This window comes from Flavonifractor sp. An10 (genome assembly GCF_002161215.1).
Lineage (GTDB): Bacteria > Bacillota > Clostridia > Oscillospirales > Oscillospiraceae > Flavonifractor > Flavonifractor avistercoris.
This window is the reverse complement of sequence record NZ_NFMB01000001.1, coordinates 359,059-378,548: the sequence shown is the minus strand read 5'-3', so window position 1 is coordinate 378,548 and position 19,490 is coordinate 359,059. Positions and strand designations below refer to the sequence as shown.

At 65.9% G+C, this 19,490-nt stretch carries 22 protein-coding genes; 8 read left to right on the top strand and 14 right to left on the bottom strand.

All coding sequences use genetic code 11. The annotated features are described in order from the left end of the window. Positions 1-5: 5 nt before the first annotated feature. From B5E42_RS01930 to B5E42_RS01900, 7 genes are read right to left on the bottom strand one after another with little or no spacing between them, the layout of a single operon-like run. Complete coding sequence (locus tag B5E42_RS01930) at positions 6-335, bottom strand: hypothetical protein (protein WP_087236358.1); 330 nt, start codon at positions 333-335, stop codon at positions 6-8. Positions 336-349: 14 nt separating this feature from the next. Then, positions 350-679 (bottom strand): DUF6054 family protein, encoded by a 330-nt coding sequence (locus B5E42_RS01925; RefSeq protein ID WP_087236356.1) that lies wholly within the window; start codon positions 677-679, stop codon positions 350-352. Between the two features lie 15 nt (positions 680-694). Further along, the gene (locus B5E42_RS01920; RefSeq protein ID WP_087236354.1) at positions 695-1,045 is read right to left on the bottom strand and encodes a DUF6054 family protein; all 351 of its coding nucleotides are present in this window, start codon (positions 1,043-1,045) and stop codon (positions 695-697) included. A gap of 4 nt (positions 1,046-1,049) precedes the next feature. Continuing rightward, entirely contained in the window at positions 1,050-1,973 is a 924-nt protein-coding gene (locus tag B5E42_RS01915; RefSeq protein ID WP_087236352.1) for a dihydroorotate dehydrogenase, read from the bottom strand. Continuing rightward, a complete protein-coding gene (locus tag B5E42_RS01910) occupies positions 1,966-2,745 on the bottom strand; it encodes a dihydroorotate dehydrogenase electron transfer subunit (RefSeq protein ID WP_087236350.1) in 780 nt (259 codons plus the stop codon). Before B5E42_RS01910 ends, B5E42_RS01915 begins: the two co-directional genes overlap by 8 nt. Positions 2,746-2,757: 12 nt before the next feature. Further along, on the bottom strand, positions 2,758-3,684 hold the full coding sequence (gene pyrF, locus B5E42_RS01905; RefSeq protein ID WP_087236347.1) for an orotidine-5'-phosphate decarboxylase: 927 nt from the start codon (positions 3,682-3,684) through the stop codon (positions 2,758-2,760). 3 nt (positions 3,685-3,687) lie between these two features. Continuing rightward, positions 3,688-4,971 (bottom strand): dihydroorotase, encoded by a 1,284-nt coding sequence (locus tag B5E42_RS01900; protein WP_087236345.1) that lies wholly within the window; start codon positions 4,969-4,971, stop codon positions 3,688-3,690. Between the two features lie 218 nt (positions 4,972-5,189). Here B5E42_RS01900 and B5E42_RS19265 point away from each other — a divergent pair, with 218 nt between their 5' ends. Further along, the gene (locus B5E42_RS19265; protein ID WP_191379024.1) at positions 5,190-5,366 is read left to right on the top strand and encodes a hypothetical protein; all 177 of its coding nucleotides are present in this window, start codon (positions 5,190-5,192) and stop codon (positions 5,364-5,366) included. Between the two features lie 321 nt (positions 5,367-5,687). On the opposite strand, the gene B5E42_RS01895 is transcribed toward B5E42_RS19265, so the two are convergent. Then, the gene (locus tag B5E42_RS01895) at positions 5,688-6,323 is read right to left on the bottom strand and encodes a TetR/AcrR family transcriptional regulator (RefSeq protein ID WP_087236343.1); all 636 of its coding nucleotides are present in this window, start codon (positions 6,321-6,323) and stop codon (positions 5,688-5,690) included. Positions 6,324-6,570: 247 nt separating this feature from the next. After that, complete coding sequence (locus B5E42_RS01890; RefSeq protein ID WP_087236341.1) at positions 6,571-8,574, bottom strand: S-layer homology domain-containing protein; 2,004 nt, start codon at positions 8,572-8,574, stop codon at positions 6,571-6,573. Positions 8,575-8,792: 218 nt separating this feature from the next. Between B5E42_RS01890 and B5E42_RS01885 the strand changes: the two genes are divergently transcribed. Both B5E42_RS01885 and B5E42_RS01880 read left to right on the top strand, forming a co-directional pair. Beyond that, a complete protein-coding gene (locus tag B5E42_RS01885; protein ID WP_087236338.1) occupies positions 8,793-9,293 on the top strand; it encodes an RNA polymerase sigma factor in 501 nt (166 codons plus the stop codon). Then, positions 9,293-10,630: a DUF4179 domain-containing protein gene (locus B5E42_RS01880; RefSeq protein ID WP_087236336.1), complete on the top strand. Its 1,338-nt coding sequence runs from the start codon at positions 9,293-9,295 to the stop codon at positions 10,628-10,630. Before B5E42_RS01885 ends, B5E42_RS01880 begins: the two co-directional genes overlap by 1 nt. Before the next feature lie 403 nt (positions 10,631-11,033). Here the strand turns inward: B5E42_RS01880 and B5E42_RS01875 are convergent, their stop codons facing one another. The 5 genes from B5E42_RS01875 to rpmB all read right to left on the bottom strand — a co-directional run bounded on the left by B5E42_RS01875 (position 11,034) and on the right by rpmB (position 13,633). Next, positions 11,034-11,618 carry a DUF308 domain-containing protein gene (locus B5E42_RS01875; RefSeq protein ID WP_087236334.1) on the bottom strand — a complete coding sequence of 195 codons (585 nt, stop codon included), beginning with the start codon at positions 11,616-11,618 and terminating at the stop codon, positions 11,034-11,036. A gap of 243 nt (positions 11,619-11,861) precedes the next feature. Continuing rightward, positions 11,862-12,335, bottom strand: coding sequence for a YbaK/EbsC family protein (locus B5E42_RS01870; protein WP_087236332.1), 474 nt, complete (start codon positions 12,333-12,335; stop codon positions 11,862-11,864). Between the two features lies 1 nt (position 12,336). Further along, complete coding sequence (locus B5E42_RS01865) at positions 12,337-12,732, bottom strand: thioesterase family protein (RefSeq protein WP_087236330.1); 396 nt, start codon at positions 12,730-12,732, stop codon at positions 12,337-12,339. 106 nt (positions 12,733-12,838) lie between these two features. After that, on the bottom strand, positions 12,839-13,312 hold the full coding sequence (locus tag B5E42_RS01860) for a superoxide dismutase family protein (RefSeq protein WP_242966980.1): 474 nt from the start codon (positions 13,310-13,312) through the stop codon (positions 12,839-12,841). Positions 13,313-13,444: 132 nt separating this feature from the next. Beyond that, positions 13,445-13,633 (bottom strand): 50S ribosomal protein L28, encoded by a 189-nt coding sequence (rpmB, locus tag B5E42_RS01855; RefSeq protein ID WP_033116638.1) that lies wholly within the window; start codon positions 13,631-13,633, stop codon positions 13,445-13,447. 172 nt (positions 13,634-13,805) lie between these two features. Here rpmB and hprK point away from each other — a divergent pair, with 172 nt between their 5' ends. The 5 genes from hprK (at position 13,806) to B5E42_RS01830 (ending at position 19,486) form a co-directional block, all read left to right on the top strand. Further along, positions 13,806-14,762: an HPr(Ser) kinase/phosphatase gene (gene hprK / locus B5E42_RS01850; protein WP_087236326.1), complete on the top strand. Its 957-nt coding sequence runs from the start codon at positions 13,806-13,808 to the stop codon at positions 14,760-14,762. Between the two features lie 94 nt (positions 14,763-14,856). Then, a complete protein-coding gene (locus B5E42_RS01845; RefSeq protein WP_087236324.1) occupies positions 14,857-16,299 on the top strand; it encodes an MBOAT family O-acyltransferase in 1,443 nt (480 codons plus the stop codon). A gap of 18 nt (positions 16,300-16,317) precedes the next feature. Beyond that, the gene (locus B5E42_RS01840; RefSeq protein ID WP_087236322.1) at positions 16,318-17,367 is read left to right on the top strand and encodes a hypothetical protein; all 1,050 of its coding nucleotides are present in this window, start codon (positions 16,318-16,320) and stop codon (positions 17,365-17,367) included. Between the two features lie 360 nt (positions 17,368-17,727). Next, a complete protein-coding gene (locus tag B5E42_RS01835) occupies positions 17,728-18,228 on the top strand; it encodes an RNA polymerase sigma factor (protein WP_087236320.1) in 501 nt (166 codons plus the stop codon). Beyond that, positions 18,209-19,486: a DUF4179 domain-containing protein gene (locus B5E42_RS01830; RefSeq protein WP_087236318.1), complete on the top strand. Its 1,278-nt coding sequence runs from the start codon at positions 18,209-18,211 to the stop codon at positions 19,484-19,486. The genes B5E42_RS01835 and B5E42_RS01830 overlap by 20 nt, the downstream gene beginning before the upstream one ends. Positions 19,487-19,490: the final 4 nt, after the last annotated feature.

The following is a 19,490-nucleotide window of genomic DNA, read 5'->3' as shown; positions in this document are numbered from 1 at the left end:
TGGGCTCATTCCTCCAGGGCCTTCTCTACCAGCTGGAGCAGCTTTTTTGCCGGATAGGTGCGGATGCTGTGGTATTCCGAGTCATCCTTGACGCTCAGATGGAGCCGGAGCCGCCCCGTCACCGTATCCAGCACCGCGCACAGCGGCAGCGTACTTTGTGTGAACGTATAGTATGTGTCAAACAGCAGGATACATACAGGCCCTTCAGCGGTCTCCACCGTGTAGCGATCCACCTCTGTCCCACTGCCAAAGCCGCCGTGAAGCACCGCGTCGGAAACCCGCTTCGCACACTCCTCCATCGTCAGCGCCGGATACAGCTCGGCCGTGTAGTTCATCTGCCGCTCCTTTCTCAAAGCCGGTAGGGGCCCAGCGCGTCGTGGACGACGCCCTCAAAGGACTCCGCCGCGCCCCAGTCGAAGCGGAACAGGCCCTCGCCCCCGCCGCCGCTGGCGCAGTGAACCCGGGTTCTGCCCGTGAAGTCGTCCAGGGTGACGGTGAGGGTGAGCCGGTTGCCCGCCCGGTAGTAGTGCTTCTCAAACACCAGCACGATGCACCGGCCTCCGCTGGGGTGGGTGATGGCATAGGCGTCGATCTCCTCGCCGGTGACGCTGTCGAACACCGCCTCCCGGATGCGGTTGGCGCAGTCCACCGCGTCCAGGGATACAAAATAGCTGTCCATGTACCGCTCCTTCCGTCAGTCCAGGGCCAGATAGGGGAACAGCTTCTGCCGCAGGGACTCGCTGTACTTCTCCGCCGCAGCCTTGCTGTCGCCGCTCTGGCCCAGAATCCCCTCGCCGCCGGTGACCGCCCAGTAGAGCCGGGTGCGGCCCTCCAGGCTGTCGAGCACCGCCGTCATGGTCAGGCGGCTCCCCGCCCGGATGAAGTATTTCTCAAAAATCAGCACCATGCCCCGCAGCTCGTCCCCCTGCCGCAGCTCGTGGCAGTCTACCATCCTGCTGGTCAGGCCGTCCTTCTCCACCAGCTCGGATACGGTGCGGGCCGCCTCCGCCACGGTGAGGGCCAGATAACAGGTGTTCCGCTCCATGGCGTCACCAGGGGCGCACGCCGCCGGTGAGGTCGGCCGCCCGGGCCAGGCCCTGCTCCGCGGCCAGCTCCGCCAGCTCGTCCCGCACCTTGACGGGGGCGTAGGGATCGGCAAAGCAGGCGGTGCCCACCGCCACGGCGGAGGCCCCGGCCAGCATGAGCTGGGCCGCGTCCTCCCCTTTTGCCACGCCGCCCATGCCCAGGATGGGCAGGCCGGGGACGGCACAGGACACCTCCCACACCATGCGCACCGCCACGGGGAGCACGGCGGGGCCGGACAGGCCGCCGGTGTTCATCTTCAAAATGGGCCGCCGGGTGTTCACGTCGATGCGCATGCCCCGCAGGGTGTTGATCAGGGACAGGGCGTCCGCCCCCGCGTCCGCCACGGCCCTGGCGATCTCGGTGATGTCGGTGACGTTGGGGGACAGCTTCACCATCACCGGCACTGTTCCGGCGTGGGCCTTGGCTACCGCCGTGACCTCGGCGGCCAGCTCCGGCTTGGTGCCGTAGGCCAGGCCGCCGGCCTTCACGTTGGGGCAGGAGATATTGACCTCAATCATGTCCACTCCGGCCTCCGACAGCTTTTCACACATGATGCCGTACTCCTCCGGCGTGCTGCCGGAGATGTTGGCGATCACCGCCAGATCGTGCTTCCGCAGCTCTGGCAGCTCGTACTCGATGAAGGCGTCCACCCCCGGGTTCTGAAGCCCCACGGAGTTGAGGATGCCCATGGGAGTCTCGGCGATGCGGGGGGGCGGGTTGCCCTCCCGCCGGTGGAGGGTCAGGCCCTTGCAGCAGATGCCCCCCAGCTCGCTGAGATCGTAAAACTGGCCGTACTCCCGGCCGAAGCCGAAGGTGCCGGAGGCCACCACAATGGGGTTTTTCAGGCGGACGCCCGCCAAAACCACAGACAGATCCACCTTAGACATCCCAGTCCACCTCCCCCGCGTCAAATACCGGCCCGTCCTTGCAGACGTGCTTCATGGTGCCGTCGGCTATCTGGATGGCGCAGCCCAGGCAGGCCCCCACGCCGCAGGCCATCCGCTCCTCCATGGACACCTGGCAGGGCACGCCGAACTCCGCAGCCACGGCAGCCACGCTTTTCAGCATGGGCCTGGGGCCGCAGGCCAGAATTGCTGTAAAGTTCTTATCCTTTTCAAGTATATCCCTCACCTGGGCGTCCACAAAGCCGTGCCGCCCGGCGCTTCCGTCATCTGTGCAAAGGTAAACTTCTTTACAGGCTTCCCGGTACCGCTCCTCCAGGATCACCCGATCCGCCGACCGGAAGCCCAGCACGGCCACGGCGTTCTGACGGAAGGCTTCGGCATAGCCCAGCAGAGGGGGCGTGCCGATGCCGCCCCCCACCAGGAGGTAGCGGCCCCCATTCTCCACAGCAAAGCCGTTGCCCAGGGGGCCCAGCACGTCCACGGTGTCCCCCACCTGACGCCGGGCCAGCCAGCGGGTGCCCTCCCCCTTCACCTCGAAGATCAGGGCGGCGGTGTCCTCCGGCTCGTCCGGATAGGCGAGGGCCACGGAGATGGGCCGGCGGAGGAGATTGGCCTCCCCGCAGGCCACATGGAGGAACTGCCCGGCACGGAGCCCCAGCTCCTCCACCATGTTGCCCACCTCCAGAACCATCCAATAGGTGGTGGGGTTGATCGGCGTCATCTCCACCACGGTACAGCGCTGCTGAACAGGCATGGTCTTCCCTCCTTACCCGATGGTGATGAACCGGCAGATGTCGTCCCGCATGGCGATGGCGGCGTTCCGGGCCGCCTCCTGGTAGTCCTCGCCGTTCTTTCCGGTCTTCTGCCAGGCGCAGATGATACCCCGGGAGGAGTTGACGATGGCGCCCTTCCCTCCATCCTGGAAGGCGTACTGCACGTCCTCGGCGGTGCCGCCCTGGGCGCCGTAGCCGGGCACCAGCAGGAAGGTGTGGGGCATCCGGGCCCGGAGCTTCTGCAGCTCCTCGGGGTAGGTGGCCCCGGCCACCGCGCCGGCCCGGGTGTAGCCATATTTCCCCTCGGTGCCCGCGCCCCACTTCTCGATCAGATCGGCCATGAGGCCGTACACCGTGTCGTTGTCCCCGGCGGTGACGTTCTGCAGCTCACCGGAGCCGGGGTTGGAGGTCTTGGCAAGGATAAACACGCACTTGTCCCGCTCCCCCGCCACCTTCAGGAAGGGGTTGACGCTGTCCGCCCCCATATAGCCGTTGAGGGTGACGCAGTCGGCGTTGAAGCCCTGGCACAGGGTCTCCCCCACCTTGGTGGCGCCCAGCCAGGCGTCGGCGTAGGCCTCCGCCGTGGAGCCGATGTCCCCCCGCTTGATGTCGGCGATGACGTACATGCCCTTCCCGTGGGCGTAGCGGATGGTCTGCTCCAGCGCGATCATGCCGTGCCAGCCCAGCCGCTCGTAATAGGCGGACTGGGGCTTGACGGCGGGGACGATGTCGCACAGGGCGTCGATGAGGCCCTTGTTGAACTGGAGCACGGCGTCCGCCGCCCCCTCCAGGGTCTCGCCGTACCTGCCGTAGGACTCCCTGCGGATATGCTCCGGCACATACTCCGGCTTGGGATCCAGGCCCGCCACCGTGGGATTTTTCAGGGCAATGATCTTCTCCTGCAGTACATCAAAGGACATGATTTATTCTCCTTCCCGGTAGACGACCCGGCCGCCTACGATGGTATATTTGACTTTTCCCCTCAGGGTCTTGCCGCCAAAGGGGGTATTGCGCCCCCTGGAGGCGAATTGATTGGGATCCACCACCCACTCCTCATCCGGATCGAAAATCACCATGTCCCCGTCCGCCCCGATGGACAGCCGGCCCTTGGTGGGCAGGCGGAGGATACAGGCCGGGTTGATGGTCATCTTGCGCAGGATGTCGGACAGGTTCATCTCCCCCGTGTGGTAGAGGTAGGTCAGGGTCACCGCCAGGGCGGTCTCCAGCCCCACCATGCCGCTGGGGGCCTCGGTGAGGGGCCTGGCCTTCTCCTCGGCGGAGTGGGGGGCGTGGTCGGTGGCGATGGCGTCGATGGTGCCGTCCTTCAGGCCCTCGATGATGGCCTCCACGTCGGACTTGGTGCGCAGGGGCGGATTCACCCGGGCCAGGGAGCCCTGGGAGAGAATCTCGTCCTCAGTGAGGGAGAAATACTGGGGGCAGGTCTCGCAGGTGATCTGCACCCCCTTGCGCTTGTACCGCCGCACCAGAGCCACCGACTTGGCGGTGGAGATGTGGCAGATGTGCACCGCGCCGCCGGTCTCCTCCGCCAGCATGGCGTCCCGGGCCACCATCAGCTCCTCGGCGATGGCGGGCCGGCCGTTGAGCCGCAGCTGCCGGGACACCCGGCCCTCGTTCACCGCGTAGTTCTTCACCATGTCCGCGTCCTCACAGTGGGACAGGATGGTCAGGTTCTGCCGGTGGGCCAGGATCAGCCCGTCCCGCATGAGGTTGGCATTCTGCACCGGCACCCCGTCGTCGGACAGGGCCACCGCCCCGGCCTCCTTCAGCGCCTCGAAGTTGGTGAGCTCCTGCCCCGACTCCCCCACCGTCACCGCCCCGATGGGCCAGACGTGGACGCCGCAGGCCTTGGCCGCCTTCTGCTTTACGTAGTCAATCCGCTCCGGGCTGTCGGTGGCGGGCCGGGTATTGGGCATGCAGGCGATGGAGGTAAAGCCCCCGTGGGCCGCCGCCGCCGCCCCGGTCTCGATGGTCTCCTTGTACTCAAAGCCCGGCTCCCGCAGGTGCACGTGCATATCCACCAGCCCGGCGCACACCACCAGGCCGCTGGCGTCAATCACCTGGGCGTCCGGCTCGCTGATGTTGCTGCCGATCATCGCCACCCTGCCGTCCTCCAGCAGGACGTCCATAACGCCGCCGATGCCGCCCACCGGATCCACCAGCCGCCCCTGCCGAATCAACAGCTTCACGAGATCACTCCTTTCTTCACGAAAAAACGCTTCCCTGCGCCCCATGGCGCACACAAAAAGAGGAGAACACAGGCGCGCTCCCGTCTCCCCTCCTCGATCATCTCTTTCTTCTGGTATTATACCTTGAAAGCGATGGAAACACAATATTTAGCAGCGGTTTTTTCCGCGCTCCCGGCCATACTATTTCCGGACGCAGATCTGGAAGGGGGCGAATCACAGTGACCAAGCATGCGTTTCTAGAGGGCATGGGCCTGGGTGTTCTGGCCGGCGCCGCCATCGGCATGGCGGTGGCCGCCCGGGGGATGCAGAACCCCGACGTGCGCCGGGCCGCCCGGAAGGCCGGCCGGCGGATGAGCCACATGAAGGCCGAGCTGGCCGATACGCTGGGGCTGTAAGCCCGGCGGGCACAGGAAGGGGGGCGCCGCTTTCGCGGCGCCCCCCTGAGGCTGTCGATAAACCCTCCTGCTGGAGGATTCGGAGGGAAGGATAGTGTGAAAGGCTGCCCCGCAGGGCGTTTCGAAGCGCAACCGCCGCAATGCGGCGGCACTTGGCGCGGAGATGAACCGTCAGGGTTCCCTTTCGCGTTGGATCAAACAACTTTTTGAAACTTTTTTGAAGTTTCAAAAAGTTCAGCAGCCTGTCGAAAAGACTTTTTCGACAGGCTGGGGGGCGCCGCTTTCGCGGCGCCCCCCTGGTGATTCGCTGCCTGCCTCCGCTTACGCGTTGACCTTGGTGATGGCGGCCAGGAGCAGCCGGCTGCCGTGCTGGAGGAACTCCTCCCGGGACAGGCCGATGGCGGTGCCGATATACTCCTCCCGCAGCTCTGCAGTGTGCACCATGCCGGACAGGGCCGACCAGAACAGCAGCACCGTCTCCATGGGGGGCAGCTGGGAGCGCACCGCCCCCTCCGCCGCGCCCCGCACCAGGAAGGCGGCCAGCTCCTCATTGATCTCGCCGTTCACCCGCTGGATGTCGGCCACGCCCTTCTTGGCCTCGTCCGACGCCTGGGACAGGGGCATGGCCCCGGTGGCCGCGTCGTAGGCCGTGGGATTCTCATCATAAAAGCGGACAATGGCCCGGCACACCGCGTCATAGGCCTGGTACCAGTCGCTGTGGCTCTCAATGGCCTCGTGGATCTTCTTTTTCAGCAGCACCATGCCGCTGAGGAGGATGGCGTTGATAATCTCCTCCTTGCTCTGGAAATAGACATACAGGGTCGCCTTGCTGTACTCCGCCTCCCGGGCGATGTCGTCCATCGTCGTCTTTTCCGTCCCCTTCTCTGCAAACAGCCGCTCAGCCGCTGCCAGGATGGAACCGCGATGAAACTCGGTCAATGCCTGTTTTTTGCTCATCTCTATCATTCCAGCCTTTCAGATTTACATATCAAACTTTTGGTTTAAGAAATGATATCATGATTTTTGTTTTATTGCAAGGGCCTTTGCAAATTTTACACGCCCTGCCGGGCGCAAAAAGGCCGGGGGATATTATAATGGAGCCGGGGCAAAAAAGCAACACCGGATTGCGCCCCCTTCGGGGGAATTTTTCAGATCATACAGGGAGGCCCCCGCCGCCGGCGGGGGCCTCCCTCGGTTAAGCCGCTTACTCGTCGGCGGTGATGGTGTAGCCGCTGAGATCGATGCGGAAGGTACAGGTGGCTGCCACGTTGTCCTGGGAGCCGTCGCTGGACAGGAAGGCGATGGTGTAGTCAAACACGCCGCCGTCCTTCATCTGGTAGACATCCTCCGCCTGCTGGGCGAACACGGCGCCCCACTTGAAGTAGTAGTTGTCGCCGTCCTTTGTCCACCAGCCGGCGCCGGCATCGGCGCCGGTGGAGCTGGGCATGGCCCAGGTGTTCCACTTGCCGCCGTTGACGGAGCGGGCGATCTTGTCGAACTGGAGGGTGCCCTCACCCAGGGCCTGGGGCACGGAGTAGTACACGGTGTACTCGCCGCCGCCGCCCATGGCGGCCACCTGGGACTGGGTCAGCTCTCCGGAGCCGCCGTTCTCCACCAGGGCGGTGGAGCCGTCAAAGGCCAGGCCCTCGGCGGTGGAGGAGACGCCGGCGGGCAGCTGGTGGGTGGACACGGTGACGCCGGTCAGCTCCGGGATGTCCACCCGGACGCCGGACAGATCCACCTCATAGCGGACCGCCTCCCGGCCGTCCCACTGGAGGGTGATGTGGGTCTTGGGGGTGAGGGCGGCGGCGTTGATGAAGAACACCGCGTACTTGCCCTCGCCGATGGAGGGGTTCTCGGTCACGCCGGTGCTCTGGCCGGCCTCACCGCTCTCCTCGGTGCCGAAGGCATAGTGGAAGGTGTCCCCCTCATAGCCCTCGGGGGCGGCGAAGGCCACGCCCACCCAGGCGCCCTTGCCGGCGCCCTCGCTCTGGTGGACGGGCACCACCTCGTCGGTGGACAGGGCCACGCGGACAAAGTCCTCGCCGGCGCGCTTGACGGCCTTGGCGGTGACGGCGGGCAGCTGGGTCTCAGGGCTGTCCTGATCCACGGGGCGGACGCCCACCACGCCGGACACCTTCTCCACGCCGCCGGTGACGGTGTCGCCGTCGCTGTCGGTGGGCGGGGTCACGCCCTCGGCCACCTCCACGGCATCGGGCTGCCTGCCGTCCAGCACCACGTTGTCGGCGTGGACGTTGGCCTTGGAAATGGAGCCCTGGTTGTCCACCTTCACGGCGGCCCGGGCGTTGAGGGCGCTGACGGAGGAATCCGCGCCCACGGTCACGGTGCCGTCGGCCCTGTCCACGGTCAGCTCCGCCACCTGGGAGGCGCCCTCCAGGGACACGGCGGCGCCCTTGGTGTTCACCCACAGCTCGCCGGCCACACTGGAGTCCTTCACGGTCAGCCTGGCCTCACCGGCCTTGGGGGCCACGATCACGCCGCCGTCCACGTCGGCGGCATCCACGGTCACGCTGTCGGCGGCCACCAGCACGATGCCGTCCACGTCGCCGGTGACGGAGGCGCCGTCCTGGTCGGCGTACTCAGCCACCGCGTTGTCCAGCAGGGTGACCACGGAGCCCCGGGTGATGCTGGCGCCCAGGGCCAGCCTGCTGCCGCCGATGCCCTGGACAATGCCGGCGTCGGCCATGGCGTCGATGTAGCCCACAGACCAGTCGGCGGCCTCATCGCCGTCCACGAAGTTGGACAGGTCGGGGCTCTGGCTGGGGCGGATGCCCATGGCCCGAGCAAAGAGGACGGTGGCCCGCTCCCGGTTCATGGGTTCCTCGGCGTTGCAGTTGACGCCGTCGCCCTCCAGGATGCCGGCGGCGGTGAGGCGCAGGATGTAGGGGGCGTACCACTCGTCGCCCCTGAGATCGGCGTAGGGGTTCTCCACCGTCTCGGTGTAGCCCATGGCCCGGCAGAGGATGGCGGCGAACTCGGCCACCGTCATGTTGGCGTCGGGGCGCATGCCCCGGCTGTCGCCCTCCACGATGCCGTGGGCGTGCCACCGCTCGAAGGCGGCCTGGCTCCAGTGGCCGTCCAGCTCGGGCAGGGAGCCGGCGGCGTCGCCCTGGGCCGCCGAGGCCAGGGGGGTGGTCAGGGAGGCCGTCAGGGCCAGGGACAGCAGGGCGGCAGGGATTTTCTTCATACTTGGTTGTGCTCCTTTGTGTTCAACTCCCCGTCGGGCCGGTGGGCCGTCCCGTCGGGCTGTGCCGTTATCATACATAAACGCTATGATATTTGCAATGCTGAACTTCTGGAAGCGCAGGCAGCGGCTGGGCGGTAAAATTTTTGTAGAACCGGGAACCAAACCGGTCTCAGATTGATCTATAGAGTGTCCGGACAGAGAAAGGAGGCGGCAAGCCTATGGAATTGGTGCCGACGGCGGCGGAGCGGGCCCGGGAGCAGTTTTCCGCGGTGGTGACCCGGCACGGCCGCAGCCTGTTCCGCGCGGCCAGGGCCGTGCTGGACAGCGACGCTGACGCGGAGGACGCGGTGGGCGAAGCCGTGCTGCGGGCCTGGCAGTCCTGGGACAGGCTGCGCACACCGGAGGCCGCCCGGGCCTGGCTGCTGAAAATCGTGGTCAACTGCGCCTATGAGCTGCGGAAAAAGCAGGGCCGGGTGACCTATACCGACGAGCTGGAGCGCCTGGCCGGCGCCACAGAGGAGGAACCCGCCCATGGCCTGTGGGAGGCGGTGCTCCGCCTGCCGGAGGAGCAGCGGGCGGCAGTGGTACTCTACTACTATGAGGAACTGAACGTGGCGGAGACCGCCAAAACCCTCGGCGTCGCCCAGGGAACGGTGAAGTCCCGGCTGAGCCGGGCAAGAGAGCGGCTCCGGGAACTGCTGAACGAGGAGGAATCCTGATGAACGAATTTGACAAGCGCATGAGAGGCCGGGCCAGGGCGGAGGACTGCCCCATTCCCGCAGACTTTGACGGGCGGCTGGAGACCCTGCTGGAGACGTTGCCCCAGCAGAAAACAGCCCGTCGCTTCTCTCGGCCCCGCAAGTTTGTGAAGCATATTCTGGTCGCAGCCTTGGCAGCCATCTTTGGTACAAGTGTGTGCGGGGTATTCGCGGCCTCTGGGTACCCTGTCCGCCCCGGCGGCTTCGGCAGCGCGGCGGAGGGGTTCCAGCCCTACTCCGCCCAGGTGGGGGCGTCGGTGACCGACCAGGGCTACACCCTCAGCCTGGATGGCATCGGCATGGACGAGGCCTTTATCACCCTCTACGCCACCATCACCGGGGAGGAGCCCATCCCCAAGGACGAATGGGGTGAGCCGGAACTCTGGGCCCTGCGGCTCAGAGCCGAGGGGGAGGAACTGGAGTTTTGGGGCCAGGATCAGGAGACCGAGTGGGTGGACGACTACACCCTGAAGGTGTCCCAGCGGTGCCCGGTGCTCCGCACCCTGCCGGAGCAGGTGGAGCTCCAGATCTATTCCGACGAGCTGTTCTACGGCGTCTCCGGGGACTGGAGCCTGAACCTGCTGGTGGACAAGAGCGCCCCCGATGGGGAGAGCCTGGTGGTGGAGCCCAACCAGGCTGTCACCCTCCACGGCGGCCGGTGGAAGGTGTCCAAGGTGGTGGTGGCGCCCTCCGGCGGCGGGCTGGTGCTCACCGGCGCGGGGGATTACCCTCCGAGCAACTTCTTCATTCGGGACGACCAGGGGAATTACCTGTACAAGGAGAACTATGGCACGGTGTCCAGTCCCCTGCTGCCCATCTCCAACTTCATCGCCTTCTACGGCGGCCGCACGGACATGGAGTTCCTCACCATCGTCCCCTACGAGCGGGTCAGCCCCGACGGGGAGCCAGCGGGCAACCACCGGGTATTCGGCAGCCTGGACGGGCTGCCCCTCACCGACGGCTCCGCGGAGGACGGCTACACCCTCCTGACCCTGGACATCGGGGAAGAGCAGGCCGTGGCCACCTTCCAGACCGGCCAGGGACTGTACCAGTACGGCGGCTACGGCGGCTTCGGCACAGAATTCGGCCTCCTGGACGGGGATGGAGCGGAGCTGGAGCTGGGGGACACCTACCTGAACCGCGACTATGACCGGGAGACGGGGATCTGGACGGTGACCATCTCCTATCCGGACGCCGACCCGGCGGAGCTGGCCCGGGCGGAGCGGGTCTGGTTCTGGCAGCCCGACGACACCATCCGCGTGCTGGAGGATCAGGCGGTGACCATCGACCTGAGCTGATCCCGTCCGGGGGCCGCCGGGGGCGCGAACTCTGCGAGGCTTTTCGGCACGCTGACCTTCCCCCCGCCGGGGGGAAGGTGCCCCAGTGCGCACACTGGGGCGGATGAGGGGTTCCACGGTTTCACGCCGGGGTACCCCCCGCGGAGCAGGCCTGCCCGGCCAGGGCCCTCTTTAAGCGGCCGCGCAATGCACGCCCCTACAGCGTAGACGGAGCATGGCGGTTGACACGCGCGCCGGGTCGCCGCGCGCCGCAGGCCTGTGACTGCGGTGCCCTGGACGGGCGGATGATATCCGCCCCTACAGCACGGAAGTCCACACGCCCGTCCTGAAAACCACAGGTGGAGTCCCGCCGGACAAAACAGCGCCCCGGAGGCGATTGCCTCCGGGGCGCACGGTTTTTCTCTCAGAAATCCAGGGGATCCACGTCCACCGGGTGGGTCTTGCGGTACTCCTTGGTCCACTGGGTCACCCGGAAGATGGTCCACAGGTCGGACACCCCCTCGTAGACCAGCACGGCGCCCAGGAACATGACCAGGGCCTCGGCGGCCAGGAAGGGCTGGAACACGATGAACGCCCCCAGCGCCACCGAACCCACGGAGAGCCACAGGGGGATGTTCCACCGGACGTAGGCCATGCGGCGCAGCTCCAGGGCCCGCTTCAGGTTGACCAACCCGTCCACCACGATGAACAGGCCCAGGATCACGGGCAGGATGGTAGCCACGATGGCGGGCCGCAGGAGGAACAGCAGGCCCAGGGCGGCGGCGATGATGCCCAGCAGCAGCTCAAAGACAAAGCTGCCCTGCCGGCTGTCCCGCAGGAAGAAGCTGACCACGGTGACCACGCCGTAGGCCAGCAGCACGCCGCCGAAGGCGTAGCAGAACACCACGGCGCTGACGCCGGGCCAGAGCAGCAGCACCAGGCCCAGAATGACATAGAGGATCGCGGCCAGCAGAAAGCTGACCTTCATGGTGTGGAAGAACTCCCGCACGGAGCATCCCCTCCTTTTCCCCTCTAGTATAACCCGGCGGCGGGCAAAAGTCACTGGACAAAAGGCCGTTCCTGTCCAGTCAGGGCTTGTTTGAAAATTGGCGATGTGTCCAGCGGCGAGGGATTTTGGGCCGCTGGCAAGCAATTTTTTCGCAGGAATCCTGACGGATTTCAAGGAAAAATTGCGCCGTCCAGGGGGCAAAAGGCCCGCCGATGGGGCATGTTGACATGTTTCAAACATGCCCTAGGCCCAGTTTTTGCACACGTCGATCCACCCGGCGCTGTTGGACAGCTCTGAGAGCTCGTCGCAGGTCAGGCGCACGGCAGAAGCTGCGTTGCCGGCGGCGGGATAGACGATGTCGAACCGCTTCAGGGACACGTCCAGGTAGGTGGTGACCTCCGGGCTGGTGACGCCGAAGGGGCACACGCCGCCCACGGCGTGGCCGGTGTAGGCGAGCACCTGGTCGGGGGTGAGCATGGTGGCCTTGGTGTGGAACTGGGCCTTGAACTTGGGGTTGTCGATCTTGGCGTCCCCGGCGCAGACGATGAGCACGCAGCCGCCGTCCACGGCGAAGGAGAGGGTCTTGGCGATGCGGGCAGGCTCACACCCCACGGCCTGGGCGGCCAGCTCCACCGTGGCGCTGGACACGTCGAACTCCCGGATGCGATCCTCAAAGCCCTTCTCCCGCAGGTAGGCCCGGGCGGTCTCAATAGACATGTCAGTCCGCCCCCTTCTTGGCCTGGGCTTTGGCCAGGAACTTCTCGTTCTGGATCACAAACCGCTGGTGGACGCCCTTGCCGATGGGGCCGGCGTCGTCAAAGGCGGTGACGGCGAAGGTGAGCTTGCGGCCGTCCACGGCGGTGAGCTCCGCCTCGGCCCACACCTTCATGCCCACGGGGGTGGCGGCGTCGTGGCTCACGTCCAGGTGGGTGCCCACGGTGCCCTCCCCCTCGTTCAGACCGGCCTGGACGGCGTTGACGGCGGCGTTCTCCATCAGGGCGATCATCTGGGGGGTGGCGAATACGGGCAGCAGGCCGCTGCCCACGGCGGCGGCGGTGTTCTCCTCGGTGACCACGCACTGGGCGCGGCCCCTGGCTCCAACTTGCAGTGACATGGGGATGCTCCTTTCGGGATGTTCAGAATATCCCTATTTTACAACATCCGCCCAGCCCTGACAAGAAAAAACTGGAGCCGCGGCCATGGTGCGCGGCTTCAGTTTTTCAAGCGGGGCGGATCACGCCGCAGGCGATACGCGCCCCGGCGCCGCCGGTGGGCTGGCTGCGGTAGTCGTCGGGCAGGGCGTGGAGCACGGCGGAGCGCCCCACCACCTGCCCCGGCGTGAAGCGGCCGGTGTAGTTCACCGAGAAGGCCCGGCCGCCGCCGGACAGCAGCACGGGCAGATCCCCCGCGTGGTCGGGGTGGCGGCGCCCCGCCGGGTTGAAGTGGCCGCCGGCCCCCAGATAGGCCACGTCTCCGCCGGTGCGGCAGGAGCCGAAGGCGTGGATGTGCAGGGCAAAAAAGCCGTCGCCGGGCAGGCCGACGGCCCGGGTGAGCACCAGGGTGCCCCCCTGCCAGGGGTAAAACAGCATCTCCCCCAGCAGCCCGGGGTGGGCGTCGCTCCCCCGGAGCAGGGCCCGGGCGGCGGGGCGCCCCTCCAGCAGGACGCCGGGCAGCGGGCCGGAATGGTCGGACATGGCTCTGCCTCCCTTCTCCCCCATCCTATGCGGCGGAGGGGCGCGGCGGTTCGGCCCCCAGGAGGCGTTTTGGGCGAGCGCCGCTGCGCAGGCAGCAAAAAAGGATCAGCCGCATCGGCTGATCCTTTTTTATTACACAGCGCGGGTGACCTTACCCGAACGGAGGCATCTGGTGCACACGTACACGTGCTTGGGCGTGCCGTTGACAATCGCCTTGACGCGCTTCACGTTGGGCTTCCAAGGGCGGTTGGAGCGGCGGTGGGAGTGGGAAACCTGGATGCCGAACACAACGCCCTTATCGCAAAACTCACATTTGGCCATTCGCTATTACCTCCTCGCTCGTCAGGATCGCTTACTAAAGCATCGATTGATATAATAACAGAGCCCGGCGGGAAATGCAAGCACTTTTTTTCAAAACCCGACTTTTTTTCGTCCGGCTTGCAAAGGGACGGGCTGTGGTGGTATACTAAACCAAATAAAGGAGGGAGCGCCAGTGGACAGCCTGTACAGCGTCAAATTGGGAAAATTGATCCGTGAGTTCCGCCTGGAGGTGCTGCGGGGCGCCGCCGGATATGAAGACCGGCCCATCCGCACCGAGAACGTGAACCGCCCGGGGCTCCAGCTCACCGGCTTTTTCGACTACTTCGATCCCGACCGGCTCCAGGTCATCGGCCGGGTGGAGGACACCTTCCTGTCCGGCCTGACGGCGGAGCAGCGGCGGGTCAGCTTTGAGCAGCTCTTGTCCCAGGACATCCCGGCCCTGATCATCTCCCGGGGCATCGACCCCTACCCCGAGTGCATGGAGATGGCGGACAAGTATGACCGGACGGTGCTGCGCAGCCAGGACACCACCTCCGTGCTCATGAGCAACATCATCGCCGCCCTCAAGTCCTACCTGGCCCCCCGCATCACCCGCCACGGGGTGCTGGTGGAGGTATACGGCGAGGGCGTGCTCCTGCTGGGCGAGTCCGGCGTGGGCAAGAGCGAAACCGCCATCGAGTTGGTCAAGCGGGGCCACCGCCTGATCGCCGACGACGCGGTGGAGATCAAGCGCAACGTCACCGACCGGCTGGTGGGCACCGCGCCGGAGCTGATCCGCCACTATATCGAGCTGCGGGGCATCGGCGTCATCGACGTGTGCCGCCTGTTCGGCATGAGCGCCGTCAAGGACGAGGCGGAGATCGACATGGTCATCAACCTGGAGCCCTGGAAGGACGGCACCATGTACGACCGGCTGGGCCTGGAGAACCTGTACACCACCATTCTGGACATCCAGGTGCCCTCCCTCACCGTCCCGGTGCGGCCGGGCCGCAACCTGGCGGTGATCATCGAGGTGGCGGCCATGAACAACCGCCACAAGAAGATGGGCTACAACGCCGCCGTGGAGTTCACCAAGCAGATCAACGAGCACTTCGACCAGGCCATGAGCGCCCAGCTGGGCGGCGAATAACAGACCACGCTTCCGCAGAGCTCCCCGTTTTTTCGGGGGGCTCTGCGCTGTACCTGCCCTCTTCCACTCCAAGTGCAAGGACGGTGATCCGGGTTTGACCTTCCTCTCCCTCCCCTTCTTCTGCTTCTTCCCCATCACGGCGCTGGGGTACTTCTGTCTGCCCCGGCGGGTGAAGAACCTGTGGCTGCTGCTGGCCAGCTGGTTCTTCTACCTGTGGGCCAGGCCGGTGTACCTCTCCCTGCTCCTCTTCGTCATCGCGGCCTCCTACCTCACGGGCCGCCTGCTGGCGGGGCGGCGGAAAAAGGGCGTGCTGGCCCTGTGCCTGGCGGTGCTGGGGGTGCTGCTCTTTTTATTTAAGTATGTGAACTTCGCCCTCTCCCTGGCGGGACAGGCCCTGGGTCTGCTGGGGCTCACCGTCTCCATGCCCGTGCTGGAGCTGGTGCTGCCAGTGGGCATCTCCTTCTACCTGTTTCAGGCCATGGGCTACGTCATCGACGTCTACCGGGGGAAGGCGGAGGCCCAGCGGGACTTCCTGCGGTACGCCCTCTTCCTCTCCTTCTTCCCCCAGGTGGTGTCCGGCCCCATCGCCCGGGCCGATCAGCTCCTGCCCCAGTTCGACCGGCCCCACCCCTTCCAGTGGGACGCCTTCCGGGCGGGCCTGTTCCGATTTTTGTGGGGCGCCTTCAAGAAGATGGTGCTGGCCGACCAGCTGGCGGTGCTGGTGAACACCGTGTTCGCCGCGCCGGAGTCCTACGGCGCGGTGCAGCTGGCGGGGGCGGCTGTGGCCTTCTCCCTCCAGATCTACTGCGACTTCTCCGCCTACTCCGACATGGCCCTGGGCACGGCGGGGGCCATGGGCTTCACCCTGATGGAGAACTTCCGCACCCCCTACTTCTCCCGCTCTATCGCGGAGTTCTGGCGGCGGTGGCACATCTCCCTGTCCTCCTGGTTCCGGGACTACCTGTACATCCCCCTGGGGGGCTCCCGCCGGGGGACGGCGCGGAAGTACGTCAACGTGCTCATTGTGTTCGCCGTCAGCGGGCTGTGGCACGGGGCGGCCATGACCTTCGTGGTGTGGGGGGTGCTCAACGGCCTCTACCAGGTGGCGGGGGCCCTGACCCAGCCCCTGCGTGACCGGGCGTGGGCCGCCCTGCATGTCAGCCCGGAGGGCAAGGTGCGGCGGCTGGTGCAGGTGGGCTGCACCTTCGTGCTGGCCACCATCGCCTGGGTGTTCTTCAAGGCCAGCACCCTGGAGGGCGCCCTGGCGGTGCTGGGGGGCATACTCCGCGGCCCCCTGTGGGTGCCCCTGAGCATGGGCCTCAACCGGTGGGATCTGCTGGCGGTGGCGGCGGGGCTGCTGCTTCTGCTGCTGGTGGATCTCCGCAGCGTGAACCACAGCCTCACCGGCGGATACCTGGCCCTGCCCCGGCCGGGGCGGTGGGCGGTGCTGTGGGTGCTGCTCTTTGCCTGCCTGATCTTCGGCAGCTACGGGACGGGCTACGACGCCCAGTCCTTCCTCTACGGCTTCAGCTTTTAGGAAAGGAGGCGGTACCCTGTGGAATCCCATCCGAACCCCGCGCCGGCGGCGAAACGCCCCCGGCGGAGGCGGGAGCTGCTCTTTGCCATAGCCTTCCTGCTGGTGACGGCCCTGCTGCTCCACTTCGCCGCCGCCGTGCTGCGGCCGGCCCAGACCAGCTACGGCTCCACCTGGAGCGCCTTCCTGGCCGAGCCGGAGGACAGCCTGGACGTGATCTACCTGGGCAGCTCCTTTGCCTACTGCGACATCAACCCCTCCATTGTGTACGAGCACTCCGGCCTCACCGGGTACGTCATGGGCGGCTCGGAGCAGCCCCTGTCCATCACCTACTGGTACCTGCGGGAGATCCTGCGCACCCAGTCCCCGGAGGCGGTGGTGCTGGAGGCCACCTCCCTCTACTTCAAGCGCTATCAGAACTACACCCAGACCAACATCGTCCCCATGCCCTTCTCCCTCAACAAGCTGGGGGCCGTTTTCACCGCCGCCGAGCCGGAGCTGCGGCTGGGTCTGCTCTTCGATTTGTACTTCTACCACGGCCGCTGGCAGGAGCTGGGACGGGCCGATGTGAAAAAGGCCCTCTTCCCCCACCAATGGGACGAGAAAAAGGGCTTCACCCCCATGAACGAGGTGCTGGAGGGGGTGGGCGAGGCCCCCTACGTGGCCGACCGGCAGGTGAGCGGGGAGGACTACGCCAACAACCTGTTCTGGCTGGAGAAGGTCATCGGCCTGTGCCGGGAAAAGGACATTCGGCTGATTCTCACCGTCAACCCCAGCTACACCCGCTGCACGCCGGAGGCCTACGCCTCCCTGGCGGAGGACGTCCACGCCATCGAGCCGTCGGTGGAATTTTACGACTGGAGCGCCATGTTTGAGGAGATCGGCCTGGTGCCCACCCTCCACCTCTACGACGGGGGCCACCTGAACCAGGACGGCGCGGCCGTCTTTTCCGCCTGGCTGGGGGGCTTCCTGACCGGGGAACTGGGCCTCACCCCCCGGGCCCAGACGGCGGAGAACACCGCCGCCTGGCAGTCCTGCGTGGCCTGGTGGGAGGACTACCTGGCCCAATAACGATTCTTTGCCGCCCTGTTTTCAGGGCGGCAAAGAGTGTCGAAAAAGCGGCTTTGCCGCTTTTTCGAGAAAGATTGCATGGTGGAAGGGGTTCGTTTTCTTGCGAAAAAGTCACCCCTTCCACCATGAGAAGTGTCATTTCCGAGGCGCCTGTCCCCGGAAATGACGGATTTTGATTTGATTCCTGCGGCTGCGGCCGCAGGAACTCTGCGAGGCGCTCCTTCGCGGGATGTTTTTCGACAGCCTGTGCCGCCCTGTTTTCAGGGCGGCAATTTTCTTTTCCGTTTTTTGTCACATTTCTCCCCCCTGGTGTGTATGTTAGGTGAACGCGTTCCAAACCGGACAGAGAGGAGGGCGCCCATGGCGGAGCCAGACAAGGAGGCCCTGGCGGAGCGGCTGGTGGAGCTCTATTCCGACAAGCTGCTGCGGCTGGCCTATTCCATTTTGAATTCGGTGCCCGACGCCCAGGACGTGTGCCAGGAGGTGCTGCTCAAGCGGCTGGAGCACCCCGGCGTCTTTGAGAGCCCGGAGCACGAGGCGGCATGGCTGGTGCGGGTGGCAGTGAATACCTGCAAGAACCTGCGCCGCAGCCCCTGGCGCACCCGGACGGTGGGGCTGGAGCAGGTGGCGGAGCCCGCCGCGTTCCAGCCGGAGGAGGGCGGCGTGCTGGAGGAGGTTCAGAAGCTGCCCGCCAAGTACCGGGAGGTGCTGGTGCTCTACTACTACCTGGGCTATGACACGGGCGAGATCGCCGCCCTGCTGAACATTCGGCCGGAGGCGGTGCGGGCCCGCATGAGCCGGGCACGGAGGCATCTGAAAGCAGAACTGGAGGGACAGGGCTATGGCAGGCTATCGGGATGAGCTGGAGAAGCTGGGCTTTTCCAGAGAGGAAAAGGCGGAGCTGGCGCGCCGCCTGGCGGCGGGGCGGCCCGCGGCGGAGAAGCGGCGGATGCGCCTGCCCTATCGGGGGCTGGTGGCCGTGGTGGCGGCGGTGTCCCTGCTGGTCGGGGCCGCCGGGGCGGCCTCCCTGGCCGGGGTGTCCCCGGCCTTCCGGGAGCTGTTCGGCATCACCAGCGAGGAGCAGGTGCAGAACCTGGGGGTTGTGCACCTGAACCAGGTGTTCGAGGACAAGAATGGCTCCGGCGCCACCGTCACCGTGAAGGAAGTGGCGGCGGATCAGGAACAGATCTATATCCTGGTGGAGTTTGCCGCGCCGGAGGGGACGATGCTGCCCGAGCCCGACCAGAGGGAGGAGGGCCTCACCCGCGCCATCCTCTGGGGCGGGCCGGACGGCAGAGGTATCGGCTACGGGCTCTATGCGGACGAGAACTGCACCAGCGTTGTCAGCCATAACAGCATGGGTTACAGGATTGACTATGTGGAGGACAGCGACCCCACAGACAACAAAATGGAATTTATCTACCGTGTGCATGTGGAGCCCATGCCGGAGGACGACGTATACTGCCTGTTTTCGGGGATACAGTCCCTGTGTGTGTATCATGAAGGGGAGGTGACTGCTGTGCTGGATGGCATGGACATCGACCTGGTCATCCCCCTGGCCGGTACGGGCACCCATTACGACTTCCGGGGCCGGTGCGGGGTCAACCTGGGGGGCGTGACGCTGGCGACGGTGGACGATCTCACCATCTCCCCCATCTCGGTGACCTTTGACCTGATCATTCCGGACGAGGCGGCCTATGAGGCGGCCCTGGCTGAGCACGGCCCCTGGGAGGCCTATATCCTGCTCCTGGACGGCACCCGGGTGGATGGGGAGTTCCAGCTCTCCCTTGACCAGCGGGACATCTCCGAGGAGCCCGGTGAGGAGGGGCGGGTCTACTTCCGCTCGGAGCACGTGCGCCTGGCCCTGGAGCACCCCATTGACGTATCCCAGATTTACGACATTGTCTTTGTGGGGGACAACAGTAAGGTGTACGACGGCCTGGATCATATTGGGGAGACCGTATACTTCTCCTTCTCGTCCTCCCACTTCTCCAACTCCGACTATTGGGACGAGGTCAACGAATACTGGCGGATCGACCAGGATAAGGAGATACACACCGGTACGCCGCCCATCTCCACCTCCGCCCCCGCGGAACCGGCCCATGCCGACACCCCTTGATCAG